This is a genomic window from Acinetobacter sp. YH16038 (assembly GCF_013417275.1).
Classification (GTDB): domain Bacteria; phylum Pseudomonadota; class Gammaproteobacteria; order Pseudomonadales; family Moraxellaceae; genus Acinetobacter.
Genome location: NZ_VPEG01000026.1, coordinates 21,419 through 34,643, shown reverse-complemented (window position 1 = coordinate 34,643; position 13,225 = coordinate 21,419). Strand labels below are relative to the sequence as shown.

General features: G+C 41.9%; 11 protein-coding genes. 6 read left to right on the top strand and 5 right to left on the bottom strand.

Going from position 1 to position 13,225, the window contains the following annotated elements; translation table 11 throughout:
* Position 1: 1 nt before the first annotated feature.
* Positions 2-727, bottom strand: a complete 726-nt coding sequence (locus FTV34_RS12135; protein ID WP_180070342.1) for an ABC transporter ATP-binding protein — start codon at positions 725-727, stop codon at positions 2-4.
* An 11-nt stretch (positions 728-738) separates the two neighbouring features.
* Here FTV34_RS12135 and FTV34_RS12130 point away from each other — a divergent pair, with 11 nt between their 5' ends.
* Positions 739-1,368 carry an arylesterase gene (locus FTV34_RS12130; RefSeq protein ID WP_179992124.1) on the top strand — a complete coding sequence of 210 codons (630 nt, stop codon included), beginning with the start codon at positions 739-741 and terminating at the stop codon, positions 1,366-1,368.
* A 34-nt stretch (positions 1,369-1,402) separates the two neighbouring features.
* Here the strand turns inward: FTV34_RS12130 and FTV34_RS12125 are convergent, their stop codons facing one another.
* Positions 1,403-2,017 carry a carbonic anhydrase gene (locus FTV34_RS12125; RefSeq protein ID WP_004783034.1) on the bottom strand — a complete coding sequence of 205 codons (615 nt, stop codon included), beginning with the start codon at positions 2,015-2,017 and terminating at the stop codon, positions 1,403-1,405.
* A 308-nt stretch (positions 2,018-2,325) separates the two neighbouring features.
* Here FTV34_RS12125 and FTV34_RS12120 point away from each other — a divergent pair, with 308 nt between their 5' ends.
* Both FTV34_RS12120 and FTV34_RS12115 read left to right on the top strand, forming a co-directional pair.
* Positions 2,326-3,363 carry an alpha/beta fold hydrolase gene (locus FTV34_RS12120; protein ID WP_180033964.1) on the top strand — a complete coding sequence of 346 codons (1,038 nt, stop codon included), beginning with the start codon at positions 2,326-2,328 and terminating at the stop codon, positions 3,361-3,363.
* 14 nt (positions 3,364-3,377) lie between these two features.
* Positions 3,378-4,385, top strand: coding sequence for a hypothetical protein (locus FTV34_RS12115; RefSeq protein ID WP_180070340.1), 1,008 nt, complete (start codon positions 3,378-3,380; stop codon positions 4,383-4,385).
* 38 nt (positions 4,386-4,423) lie between these two features.
* Here FTV34_RS12115 and FTV34_RS12110 read toward each other — a convergent pair whose 3' ends face one another.
* Together FTV34_RS12110 and nfuA are read right to left on the bottom strand one after the other, a co-directional pair.
* Positions 4,424-6,493 (bottom strand): TonB-dependent receptor, encoded by a 2,070-nt coding sequence (locus FTV34_RS12110; RefSeq protein WP_180070339.1) that lies wholly within the window; start codon positions 6,491-6,493, stop codon positions 4,424-4,426.
* 176 nt (positions 6,494-6,669) lie between these two features.
* On the bottom strand, positions 6,670-7,308 hold the full coding sequence (gene nfuA, locus FTV34_RS12105; RefSeq protein WP_004783039.1) for a Fe-S biogenesis protein NfuA: 639 nt from the start codon (positions 7,306-7,308) through the stop codon (positions 6,670-6,672).
* Positions 7,309-7,466: 158 nt separating this feature from the next.
* Between nfuA and FTV34_RS12100 the strand changes: the two genes are divergently transcribed.
* From FTV34_RS12100 to FTV34_RS12090, 3 genes are all read left to right on the top strand, one after another.
* On the top strand, positions 7,467-8,084 hold the full coding sequence (locus FTV34_RS12100) for a rhomboid family intramembrane serine protease (protein WP_004783040.1): 618 nt from the start codon (positions 7,467-7,469) through the stop codon (positions 8,082-8,084).
* A 109-nt stretch (positions 8,085-8,193) separates the two neighbouring features.
* Complete coding sequence (locus tag FTV34_RS12095; RefSeq protein ID WP_180070337.1) at positions 8,194-9,138, top strand: ABC transporter substrate-binding protein; 945 nt, start codon at positions 8,194-8,196, stop codon at positions 9,136-9,138.
* A gap of 167 nt (positions 9,139-9,305) precedes the next feature.
* Positions 9,306-10,850 carry a hypothetical protein gene (locus FTV34_RS12090; protein ID WP_180070335.1) on the top strand — a complete coding sequence of 515 codons (1,545 nt, stop codon included), beginning with the start codon at positions 9,306-9,308 and terminating at the stop codon, positions 10,848-10,850.
* A gap of 525 nt (positions 10,851-11,375) precedes the next feature.
* Here the strand turns inward: FTV34_RS12090 and FTV34_RS12085 are convergent.
* Positions 11,376-12,995, bottom strand: coding sequence for an inorganic phosphate transporter (locus tag FTV34_RS12085; RefSeq protein WP_180070333.1), 1,620 nt, complete (start codon positions 12,993-12,995; stop codon positions 11,376-11,378).
* Positions 12,996-13,225: the final 230 nt, after the last annotated feature.

The following is a 13,225-nucleotide window of genomic DNA, read 5'->3' as shown; positions in this document are numbered from 1 at the left end:
ATCAGCCTCCACTCGCATGTTCAATCAGCTGACCATTGACCAGTTCAAAATGACGCTGGCATTGTCGGGCCAGATCAGGATCATGGGTAACCAGAACCAGCGTGGTGCCTAATTCGCGATTTAACTGAAAGAGCAGCTGTTCAATTTCCTGAGCGGTTTCCCCATCCAGATTACCTGTCGGTTCATCAGCAAAAATGATTTTGGGTTCACTGACCAATGCGCGGGCAATGGCGACACGTTGCTGCTCCCCACCCGACAGTACTTTTGGTGTTTGCTGAGCCTGACGCTCTAATCCGACTTTTTGTAGCAATGCCAGCGCCTTTTGTTCGGCATGGCTATATTTAAAATCTGGCTGTAAACGTAAAGGCAGCATGACATTTTCAAGTGCCGTAAGATGAGGCAAAAGCTGGAAAGACTGAAATACAAAGCCAATATTTTTTAGCCGGACTAAAGCACGTTGCTCTTCATTCAAGCTCGATACCAGCTCCCCACAAACCGTTAACTGCCCGGAACTGGCCTGATCCAAAGTGGCCAAAATGCCCAATAAAGTCGACTTTCCTGAACCGGAACGCCCGGTAATGGCGACCTGTTCTCCAGTCAAAATTTCCAGCGAAAGATCTTCAAAAATAGTCAGTTGTTTTTGTGAAAGTTGTATCTTTTGTGTCAATTTCTGGGCAGAAATAATCGCTTGTGGCATGATGGTCGAATCGTTGCTGCTTTGAATCATACGTGTCCTATATGAAAGATCTAAATCAGAAAAATCGTGTATTGCCTTGCCTGGTATTCTTTGGACTATGCCTGATTCCTTTTAGTCTGTCGGCAAAGACCATTATGATTGTGGGTGACAGTATAAGTGCTGGTTATGGCATGCAACCACAGCAAGGTTGGGTACATTTATTACAAAAGCGTTTGGACCAACACTATCCGAAACAGCATAAAGTGGTCAATGCAAGTGTGAGCGGTGAAACCACTAGCGGTGCCTTGGCAAGGCTGCCGAAACTGCTACAGACTCACCGTCCAGATATTGTGGTGATTGAGCTTGGCGGGAATGATGGCCTGCGTGGACAGCCACCCCAAATGATTCAAAAAAATTTAGCAGCTCTGGTACAACAAAGTCAGAAAGCCAAGGCGAATGTGGTTGTTTTTGGAATGAAAATGCCACCAAATTATGGCCAGGCATATAGTAAGGCTTTTGAAAATAACTATAAGGTGGTCAGTCAGCAGTATAAGGTCAAACTACTACCCTTTTTTATGCAAGGCGTCGCTGGTAATAAAAGTCTGATGCAACAGGATCAGATTCATCCCAACACCAAAGCCCAGACTATTTTATTAAATAATGCTTATCCTTATATTAAAGGCGCCCTCTAAGGCGCCTTTAACTGAATTAAATCTTAAAATTTTCTTAGAAGTCAAAGAAAGTTACTTCACCGGTTTCAAGTGAATATTCTGCACCAATCACCTGTAACTTACCTTTAGCAATCAGGCTTTCTAGAACTGCAGAACCATGACGTAATTGATTTACTGAAGCAAATACATTGGAACGGACTGCATGTTTAGATAGTTTATTCAGGTCATCTTTCAGTTCAGTCTGCATTAGAATTTCAACTGATGGACGTACACGGTTCACGATTGACATTAGATTTGCAGATGGCGGTGTTGCCGGATTGGTTAATGCTTCAATTGTTGAATGAATAGCGCCACAATGCGTATGACCCAAGACAATCACAATCGGACAGCCAAAGCTTTCTGCTGCGAACTCGACACTGCCGACCTGAGACGGTGCAACAATATTACCTGCTACCCGAATGACAAACAGATCACCCAGACCCTGGTCAAAGACCATTTCTGCAGGTACACGTGAATCTGAACATCCTAAAACAATAGCAAATGGTTCCTGACTTTCTGCCATTTCAGCACGTTGCTGATGCGATAATAATTTTAAATGCTGCGTTTCACCATTGACAAAGCGCTGGTTACCCTTTTTAAGACGATCTATAGCTTCCTGAGCTGTGAGCATTCTTTTTTACCATCGATGTTTTTAGTGGGAATATCTTACTGCTAGATTTTTTGAATGTCACTTGCAAAAAAAATTAGCTGTAAAATTTTTAGCGCTTTGATGATTTCTTGTTCTGGGAATTTTTCTGTGAAATTCATCACGTTTTTTGAGCAGTTTTTCTGCTCAAGCTAATAATTAACAGATGTACAATATTAAGGAATGCTTTAAAATAAGTGAAAGATTACGATTTGATTCATCTATAAATTGCAAATCGATAACACGGAAGTATTTTGAGCGTTTTTGCTCAGTTTTTTCAGGGGACAGTGCTAATGAAGAAAATAATAAAATTGCGCTCAAAAATTATCTATTCCACTTTAGTCGCTCTGGGTCTTAGCCTATCTAGCCTGAGCCATAGCCAATATCTGTTTACGCCACCGAAAGCCAAATCTGCCGAAGTTTTACAGCTTTACCTGAGCCAGCAACGCATCCAGGCGGGTCTACAATCCAAAACCTTGAAAGTCGGGGATGTGACTTGGAGTTATAGCGAAGGCGGTGCAAAAAACAAACCCTCGATTATCCTGATTCATGGCCTAGCAGGCACACGCGACAATTGGAATCGTGTCGCCCAGTTTTTGACTCCGTATTATCATGTCATCATTCCGGATTTGCCGAGCAATGGCGATACCCGGATTCCAGCAGATTTTGACTTGTCTGTACCCAATGTCACTTCGCAATTACGTGCTTTTGTCGAAACCCTGAAGATTGAAAAGAATCTGCATGTGGCCGGTCATTCTTTGGGCGGCTCAATTGCGACAGTTTATGCATCCCAATACCCTTTCGATACCCAAAGCCTGTTTCTAGTAAATAGTGCCGGCATCTATAAAATGGGCAATACGCCTTATACCAAAGACCCACATGCGCTCAAAGATCTGATTGTCAGTAAACCGGGCGATCTGGAAGATGTCTCCAAACAGCTGATGCAGAATCCACCAGCGATGCCTTACCAGTTAAGACATGCGCAGGAAAAACTGTTGATTGCCCGTTCGGAACAAACCAGCAAATCGATTGATCAGGTGGTAATGCTCAACCGGCTGTATACGCCTGATACCTTTGCCCGTCTGACCCGTACAGTGGAAGCCCCGACTTTAATTTTATGGGGAAAACAGGATCGAATTATTAATGTCGAAGTGGTGAAAGAGCTATATTCTTTATTGAAACGTGCTGAAACTCCGGTGATTTTAAATAATGTTGGTCATATGCCGATTCTGGAAGCAGAAAAACAGGTTGCCCAACATTATTTGCCTTTCCTGGCCAAGACACAGACCCTAAAAAATCCACTAGCTGATAAACTCATTCCTTTCAATTAAGTTTCAGAGAAGTTATGCAGAAACACCCGATGATTGAGCAGTTGATTGATGCTCAACTTGATTTTCTTGATCAGGTATTTTCTCAATCTGAAACCATTCAAAGCGAGTTTCATGAGTTTTATCTCTGGTTGCGCAAGCAGTCGCTTAAAGATCTGTGGAGCTGTGAACTGATCAATCAGCTACTACAAAAGCAGATTCTGGATACTGCTGCCAGTTCTTTTCTGATTGAGCAGATTGCCGAACATATCCGGTTCGCATTGGTTCATCCAGCCAATGATACAACCAAAATTGCAGATGTCATTCCGGTACTGACCATAGATAAAATTGCACAATATGTGGCCAGCAAAAGTGGTCATCGTCAGCGCCTGATCAAAGCGGTGGTGAATAATCCTGCTTTTTCAGCCATGATTACGCAACTGATCCAACATTCAATTCAGGATTATCTGGACAATTCTGTAATAGCCAAGAGTGTGCCGGGCGTTTCCCGTTTTATGAAAATGGGAAAATCTGTTCTGGAAAATGTCACTGATACCAGTCTGGACAACACGGTCGCCCGTTATTTGCAAAAAAATATTTTAAAACTTAGCCAGATGAGTGAACATGTCCTGAACCAGCACTTTGATGATGACAAGCTGTACCATTTTCAGGCCAATCTTTGGCATAAGATTAAAGACATGCCGCTTTCCGTACTCAAGAACTATATTGAAACCCAGGATCTGAACCAGACGGTGAGTTTAGGGCACGAGATCTGGGATCATATGCGCCAGACAGAATATATGCAGCAGCAACTGCATGACGGGATTTATACCTGGTATGTACGCAATCAGGAACATACCTTTGACCAGTTATTGCGTGATCTAAATATTGATGAAGCATTGATTCAACATGAATTGAATGAATTGCTGACACCGATAATTCAGCAGATGATTCATCAGGGCTATTTGCGTGAACGTGCCCGTGCCTATCTGGCAAAATTCTATTATACTGAAAATACCTTAAAAATTTTAAAGATTGAAGACTAAAAAAAGCCGCTAAAAAGCGGCTTTTTCATATCTATGAATTAGAATTTGATATTCATACCCACGGTGTATCTACGACCATCAAGTACAATGTCATAATCGCCATTGGTAATTTCTTTATTTGCAATGTTATAAATACCAGCGGTCAACCTTAAGTTATCTGTCGCTTTAAAGACTGCACCGGCATCAAAAGTACCATATCCCGGTGTCCCATTATCCATAGAAGTACGGCTTAAATAATCACTGGTTTTGCCACGGTAATTATAGTCCATCCAGGTCGTCCAGGTATCTGAAACATCATAATCCAGACCGACATTCAGCATATGTTTTGGCATTTTATTTAAAGGCTGGCCTTTAAATTCGCCACTTTTTTGCTCAGTTTTTGTATAAGTATAACTTGTACTCGCGTGAAGATTATCCAGTACATCATAGTCTAATGTGAATTCAGCACCTTTCATTTCTGCATCGGAAACGTTTTTCATTTGGCTAACAAATCGATATGGCTTGCCATTTGCCGAACATTTCCATTCTTCTACAGGAGAACTATTTGTTGTTCCTGGCGTGTCACATAAACGATCTTCAACAATTTTATCTTTAAAATCAGATTTAAAGACCATTAAACTGCTTGTTAAACCAAGTTCAGGAGCCGAATAGTTAAATCCGAATTCATAGCTCGTACTTTTTTCTGGAGACAAATCAGGGTTACCAATGATGACAGCACTGCCTTTTCCTGTTCTGCTACCAAAACCTTCTGAAATTTGGCTAATCGTTGGTTGTTTATAGCCTGTACTTACACCACCTTTCAAAGTTAAAGCATCAGTTAAATGATAAACACCATAGACACGCGGTGTAATTTCACCACCAAAGTATTCATCTTTATTGTAGCGGGCGCCCACAGTTAAAGCGAAATCATCGGTAATGCTCCACTCATTTTCTGCATATAAAGCAAATAACCAACGGTCGAGTGAAGTGACCCCAGTAATATCGGCTAGACCATTTGTGGTATCAGTAATTTTTTCTTTTTGATATTGACCACCCACTGTTAATGCATGGTTACCCAAAAAGAATGAGCCTTGTGTATTAAAGACTTTTAATTCTTCATTTTTTTCGTCAGCAACGACACCACTATAAACTTTTTTAGTTGTTTCATCTTGATAGTATGAATCAAGGGTAAAATTATCGTAACGTGCTTTATGCGTTAAGGTATATAGATTTTTCTCATTTTCATTGATAGAGGCTTGAGTGGCAACATCCACACTTTTACCCAGTGTTGTAGTGTACTGCTGCCCTGTAAAATCATATCTCAAACCAATATCGTTATGTTCATCGACATTCCAAACCAGTTCAGTACCGAGCTTTCTCACTTTCTTCTCAGACTCACTTGAACCAGATTTTTGCCCTTCTCCACCGACAAAGTCACTTTCGTCATTCCCCTGGAAGTTACCATCTATACTTAAAGATAATTTATCTTGAATTAATGGGCCTGTGACATACATGCTGACGCCATAACTATCATTTGCATAATCATTATCAGACTTCGTATATTCAGGAGAAATACTTCCATACCAATTACTAGCAGACGCTTTTTTAGTAATAATATTAATTACACCACCCATAGCATCTGAACCATAAAGTGATGACATTGGACCACGTACGACTTCGATACGTTCAATCATGTTAATTGGTGGTAAATATGCACCAATTTTCCCACCGTCTGTACCATTACCATTCACTGCCCTACCGGCGCTAATTGGTCTGCCATCAACAAGGTATTTCGTATAGGTTGCACCCATACCTCGGATTGTAATCTCTTTATTATTGCCGCCACCTTGCACAGAGACGCCTGGCATATTTTTTACAGCATCAATTACATCTGTATATGATTTTTTTTGTAATTCTTCCGCGGTAATGACTGAAATAGAAGCGGGTGCATCTGCAATATTTTGTTCAAAACCGCCCGCTGTGGTTACCACAATGGTCTGCAATTTAGTAGTTTCAGTCTGTAATGTTGCTTTTTGTTCTTCAGTTACCTGGTCTTGTGCTTGTACTGAAACAGCTAATGCTGAAAGCACTGCAAAGGCCAAAGTCGATTTCATAAACGGCTTACTCATATTCGAAGGTGCCCCAAAAGTTGATTTATGAAGAAATATTGCTGGAATTGTGACGCATTGTATCAAATGTAACTATAAATACAATTAGTATTGATAATTATTATCATTATTAAATCTAGATAAAAAAATACCCCGAGCATTCGAGGTATTTCTTACAAGCTAATTTTATTAGAGACTTATTTGAAATAAGCACCTTCAGCTTGGGTATGGTCAGTTTGGTCAACCACACGTGCCAATTCAGGAATATGCTGTTTCAAGGTTGTTTCAACGCCTTGTTTTAAAGTCACATCAATTGCTGAACAGCCCTGGCAACCACCACCAAACTTAAGAACTGCAGTTAAGCCATGCTCAGGATCTTCAACCACTTCAACCAGTGCACAGTTACCACCGTGACCTGCCAGACCCGGGTTAATTTCTGACTGAAGCACATAGGTAATACGCTCTTCTACAGAGGCATCAGGACCGACGCGTGGCACTTTAGAGTTTGGTGCACGGAAAGTCAGCTGACCACCAAAACGGTCTTTATTGTAGTCAATAACTGCATCTAGCAAGTATGGAATTGACGGAGAGTCAATATAGGCCGGAAAATCTGGATATTCCTGCTTATAGTCTGTAGGTACAACCTCATCAGGTGCACTATAAGCCATGCAACATTCAGCGCGCGGTGTACCCGGATTTTCTACAAACACACGTACGCCAATACCTGGTGTATTCTGTTTGTCCAATAGATCCTTTAAATACTCTTGTGCTGTCGGTGTAATCAAAAGATTTGGAATTTCTTCTGCAACCGGAGTGTTGCTGTTCTCAGTCGACATAACAATAATTTCCTCAAGCTGAAGCTGCTATTTTAACTGAAGATGCGGGGTAATTATAAAAAATCAACCAAAATTGTCGGATTTATTATAAAAGTCGCACTTTAGATTTGTTTTAATGGCATGATCATTGTCAAATAGATAGAACCAGAATTACTTATATGCTTGATTTACCTTTTAATCATACTGTCACTATTATTCTGATCACCTGTATTGTTTCTTTTATTGCTTTTTCAAAAGAAACGGTAATGAATCGTCTGATTTTCTGGCCGCCTGCCATGCAACGTGGTCAATATGACCGTTTCATTACCCATGGTTTTATTCATGCAGATGGCACGCATTTACTGTTCAATATGATCACGCTGTTCTTTTTCGGCAGCATTATTGAAAGTTTTTATCGGCAGTATTTATATGATCTGGGCTTTATCCTGTTTTATCTCGGTGGTCTGGTTGCAGCGATTCTGCCAAGTTATCTGAAACATAAAAATGATGCACGCTGGGCCAGTCTGGGTGCTTCGGGTGCAGTATCAGCCGTTCTGTTCGCTTACATTCTGTTTGAGCCATGGAAACTGATTTTCGTGTTCTTTATTCCCGTACCTGCGATTATTTTTGCTGTTTTATATGTAGCGTATAGCATTTGGTCGGGCAAACGTGGCAACAGCAATATTAATCACAGTGCCCATCTTTGGGGTGCAGCTTATGGTGTGGTGATGACGATTATTCTGGAGCCACGACTTATTCCGCATTTCCTGAATAAATTGACTCAAATCCCCTTCTAAAGTTTTGAATGATTAAGGGATAGCAAATATCCCTTAATCATTCACATATGAAAATGATTTTCATTTCTACCAATTATGCTAATCTTGTCGCGAATTTAGAGGAATAAACATGAAATTTAAGACTTTAGCATTTGCCACAATATTAGGACTGACGACTTCCTTTACAGTTTCTGCACAGGTCACTTTCGACTATAAAGACCAAAATATTCAACTCAAAAAAAACCCGAAAAAGATCGCAGTATATGACCTTTCGGCACTGGATATCTTGAATACACTAGGGCTTGAAGCTCAGCTGGTGCCTTCTGCAAGCTTTGCAGGCAACTTAAGCAAATACCAGCAGGACAAATTCACCAAAGCTGGTTCTCTGTTTGAACCGGATCTCAATGTACTAAAAGCTGCTAAACCCGACCTGATTATTGTCGGTGGCCGTTCGGCTTCTAAAGCCGAGGCTGTTAAAGGTATTGCTCCGACTTTAGACCTTTCTCCAGATACTAGCCAATATATTGTCGATCTGACGGAACGTACCCATGTCTTGGCTCGTGCATTTGGTAAAGAGAAAATTGCTACTGAAAAGCTCGGTAAAATTGCAACGCTGCAGCAACAGCTTAAAAAGCAAACTGAAGACAAAACTGCACTGATGTTGTTTGCGGTTGGTGAAAACTTTATGCCACATGCAGAAAATGACCGTTTTGGCTTTGTTTATGAATTAGCAGGTTTTAAACCAGTCTTGGATCCATCTGAACAGTCTAATGCACCCCGTCCAGAAGCCGGCTCTCCGGAAGCATTGAAAGCAGCGGAGAAAAATGTTCAGCGTATTACAGCAGCCGTTGAGAAGAATCCGGATTACATCATTGTCCTGGATCGTGGTGCGGTGAATACCCAGAAATATACCGCTCAGGATAATATTCAGAAACACCCTGCCCTAAAAAATGCCAAAGCCTTGGCAGAGAAAAAAGTGATCTATGTGAATGCTGATGCCTGGTACATCACTGGTGCGGGTTTGGACAATACCGCTTTCATGCTGGAAGAACTCATTAAAGGTACAGCGAATTAATTTTTAACCCATTACTAAAAAGGAAGCTTCAAGCTTCCTTTTTATTTGAAACATCTCGTAATAAATTAAGACCCAAGACTGGAATTTAATGCCAACCCAGGAAGCAACTTAGCAGCGATAATGTATACATCTGTATATTAATTGCTGTAAGTTGCGAGATATTTTGCATGTCCACTTCCCTAGACGGTCTTCAATTTCCCATTTCTGCTTCACAACAAAAACCAAGCACATCGAAAATCGGCCGTAATATTATTTCTGAAGCCTTAGGCGCAGTTGATCCTGTACATGCTACTGCAGCACAGCAGGAAAAGAACTGGCGTAAGCAATATCCAGTACACTTTAAACATCTGGTTGAAGATGGATTACGCTCCGCAGGTGCAGCACTAAGTATTGCCAAGCAAGGTCTAGAAACTGCACATGCCAGTTTTGAGTTTTACCGTGATGGCCAGAAGCATCTACTAAAAGATGTGATGTCCTTGCCTGCGCAGAACCTGAATACTTTTCAACTGAAAGGCCAGTCTGAAAAAGCCCCAGAATGGTATGTGCCTTATCATGGCAAAAAACTGCAAGGACAAGCATTACTGGATCAGATCCAATCATGGGAAGAGCGTGGTATTGTCGAGCCAAGTCATGCCAATGCGCTACGTGAATGTATTGCTCATCCGGAATGGTTTGACCTATCCGATCGTACCACTGTTCTATTTGGTGCCGCTTCTGAAGCAGGTCCACTAACCTGGTTGTCGAAATGGAAAGCCAATATTGTCGCGATTGACCTGCCGAATACTCGTGTCTGGGGCAAGATTTTAGATACAGTAAGTCAAGGCAACGCCACTTTATATGCACCATCAGTTGAAGCGCTTCCTGCTGATACTTCACTGGACATTTTAAAAGAAAAACTGGGGGCTAACCTGCTCACTCAGATTCCTGAAATTGCCCAATGGCTGATTCAGTTCAAACAGGATCTGGATCTCGCGGCGATTGCTTATCTGGACGGTGAAAAGCACGTACGTGTTTCCATGGCGATGGATGCCATTATGAAATATGTCAGCAAGCAGAAAGCCAATACCAGCCTGATGTATATGTGCACCCCGACGGATGTATATGCAGTTCCAGAAGAAGTCGTTCAGGCTTCACAAAGCAAATACCAGCAGTTGTCGAAATTGGAAAGTACTTTAACCAAAGGCATTTCACTGATTTCACGCAAGCATTTTTTCCAGAAAAATAAGCAGGATCTGTTTAAGGTTGGCGATAAGTCTTATGGTGTTTGTGACTGTCTGGTCATTGAGCAAGGTCCGAACTATGCACTGGCTAAACGCATCCAGCAATGGCGTGCAACATTGGCACGTGCTAACGGGCAGCAAGTGAGCATCAATATCGCTCCTTCAACAACGACTTATTCTGTGACCAAGAATCCACTGCTGAAAGCTGCATTTAACGGTGCCAGCCTATTTGATGTAGAAGCATTCGCTCCTGAAACCACCAATGCGATTATGGCGGCATTGTGGATTCACGACCTACGTAATCCTGAATCTGTGGCCAATCCTGATATACAACTCAACCATCCACTTGAGTTGATGATGTCAGGCGCAAATCATGGCGGTTTATGGCGTGTGGCTTATCTGGCACGTACTGCTCTGCCTTTTGCTGCGCTGTATGGTTTTGCAACGGATAAATTACCAAAGGGATTATTGGGTAAGAAGTTGAAGAAGTAATTCTTCTTAAATAGATAGATCTCTCTCCAGAGCAAGTTTTAAGGTAATACTCAAATATGGGTTAGTGAAAAAGTATTTTTACTTTACCCTCACCCCCTTGCGTAGCAATGTTACTCATCCCGTAGGGAGAGGGTGTTTTCTTTGTGAAATTAATACTTCTTTTGGATCTTCAAGAAGATTCCCTCTCCTGAGCAAGCTTTAAAGCATTGCTTTAAAAGTACAGCGCAAGTGAGGGTTAGAGAGATGTTTCAATAATTCCCCCTTGCGCAGTGGCGCTACTCGTCCCATAGGGAGAGGGATTATCATGTGATTTATCTATAACTTCCAAATGGAAATTCCCTCTCCTGAGCAAGCTTTAAAGCACTGCTTTTAAAGCGCAGCGCAAGTGAGGGTTAGGGAGGGGTCATCTTTTATTTAAATCCCTCATCTCTTGCAGAAGAGGAGTACTCCTATCTTCCACAAGGAAATATAAAAATCACCCATAAAAAAACGCTGCCTAAGCAGCGTTTTTTACATCGAATCTTCTTAGAAAACTTTCAGAAGAATCCAGTACAAACCACCTGATAAACAGATCGTTGCTGGCAGTGTAAATACCCAGGCAGACAGAATTGATTTGACCATTTTAAAGTTTAGGCCCGACTTGTTCGCCACCATGGTACCTGCAACTGCAGAGTTCAGGACATGAGTGGTAGATACTGGCATACCAAAGCCATCAGCAGCAGCGATCGTAGACATGGCTACCAGTTCGGCAGACATCCCCTGACCATAAGTCATGTGCTCTTTACCGATCCGCTCACCGACAGTTACGACAATTCGTTTCCAACCCACCATGGTACCTAAACCCAATGCCAAGGCTGTTGCCACTTTCACCCAGGTCGGAATGTATTGCAGGAATGAATCCAAGTTGTCTCGATACTCATCAACGGTTTTTTCCTGAGCCTCGCTCATTGCCGGTAAAGCTTCTGCTTTGTCCAGACGTTTAAATGCTGTGGTGCTCAGGTACATGTCGTTACGGAATTCTGAAACTTGTGTTTCTGGGACATCTTTAATATTGCTGTAGCTACCGACTTTATCACCCAAATGATCTGTCAGGCTTGCCAGTGCAGGAACAACCTCAGCATTCAATTCTTTGGTTTGAATGTAGGTCGTGATGATGGCACGTGCTTTTTCGTCCGGAATATCTTCATGCTGCGGATAAATCGCATCAGCCGTTTGCGCAGACAACTGACCAAAAGACTGGATATGTGCTGCATCCAGATTTTTGTTTAATGAATATGCCAAAGGTACACAACCGATCAGGATCAGCATGATCAGACCCATACCTTTTTGACCGTCATTTGAACCATGCGCGAAGCTCACACCTGTACAGGTAAAGATCAGAATGGCACGAATCAGCGGTGGTGGTGGCTTATTGCCTTCAGGTGGCTTAAACAGTTCAAGTTGCTTTCTGAAGATCTTTTTCACCAGCAGGAATAGCACTCCAGCAAAAGCAAAACCGATCAAAGGTGAAAACAGCAATGCTTTACCAACTTTCAGCACCTGTTCCATATCCACACCAGAAGCACCACCACCTGAATTCAACAGGTAGTTCATGATACCTACCCCCAGAATCGAACCGATCAGGGTATGTGAACTGGAAGCGGGAATGCCAAGGAACCAGGTACCCAAATTCCAGAGAATCGCGGCAATCAGCATGGCAAAAACCATAGCGAAACCGGCACCTGTGCCGACATTCATAATCAGCTCGACAGGCAATAATGCAATGATTCCGTATGCAACAGCACCACTGGCCACCATTACCCCAAGGAAATTACAAAAACCTGCCCACATGACTGCAACCGGTGCAGACAATGCATTGGTATAAATCACGGTCGCAACCGCATTGGCCGTGTCGTGGAAACCGTTGACGAATTCAAAGCCCAGCGCAATGAATAACGCCGTGCCTAAAAGAATCATTGAATACAGACCGATCGGTGGGACATGAGCTAAATCTGAAGTCAATTGGAAGCCGATATAGATCAGCGTGGAGATAATTAGAGTCAGAAACACCGGCATAAAAAATTTCGGTGTGGGCACATGAACATTGGCCGGCTTATCAGAAGGCGACTGTTGTGCTGAACCTAAGGGAGTTTGATTAGAATTCATGCAAGCAGGAATAGAGGATTCAAGAATCCCCATATTGTTCAGTTAAATTGTGACAATTATATGACAAAGTGCTGTCATATAAACCAGTTTTTTAGACTTTCTCGTTGCCGTTTATCCTGTAACCACATGCTCTAAATTTTAAAAATATATAAATATAATCAAATATTTATTAAAAATAAAACGTTTGAATCACCCGGCTTTATTCATGTTTTGCAATATATCTGATCATT

Bases quoted from the DNA above. Each gene is read 5' to 3' on its own strand.
- FTV34_RS12135 (WP_180070342.1), bottom strand. From the start codon at position 727: ATGATTCAAAGCAGCAACGATTCGACCATCATGCCACAAGCGATTATT.
- FTV34_RS12130 (WP_179992124.1), top strand. From the start codon at position 739: ATGAAAGATCTAAATCAGAAAAATCGTGTATTGCCTTGCCTGGTATTC.
- FTV34_RS12125 (WP_004783034.1), bottom strand. From the start codon at position 2,017: ATGCTCACAGCTCAGGAAGCTATAGATCGTCTTAAAAAGGGTAACCAG.
- FTV34_RS12120 (WP_180033964.1), top strand. From the start codon at position 2,326: ATGAAGAAAATAATAAAATTGCGCTCAAAAATTATCTATTCCACTTTA.
- FTV34_RS12115 (WP_180070340.1), top strand. From the start codon at position 3,378: ATGCAGAAACACCCGATGATTGAGCAGTTGATTGATGCTCAACTTGAT.
- FTV34_RS12110 (WP_180070339.1), bottom strand. From the start codon at position 6,493: ATGAGTAAGCCGTTTATGAAATCGACTTTGGCCTTTGCAGTGCTTTCA.
- nfuA (WP_004783039.1), bottom strand. From the start codon at position 7,308: ATGTCGACTGAGAACAGCAACACTCCGGTTGCAGAAGAAATTCCAAAT.
- FTV34_RS12100 (WP_004783040.1), top strand. From the start codon at position 7,467: ATGCTTGATTTACCTTTTAATCATACTGTCACTATTATTCTGATCACC.
- FTV34_RS12095 (WP_180070337.1), top strand. From the start codon at position 8,194: ATGAAATTTAAGACTTTAGCATTTGCCACAATATTAGGACTGACGACT.
- FTV34_RS12090 (WP_180070335.1), top strand. From the start codon at position 9,306: ATGTCCACTTCCCTAGACGGTCTTCAATTTCCCATTTCTGCTTCACAA.
- FTV34_RS12085 (WP_180070333.1), bottom strand. From the start codon at position 12,995: ATGAATTCTAATCAAACTCCCTTAGGTTCAGCACAACAGTCGCCTTCT.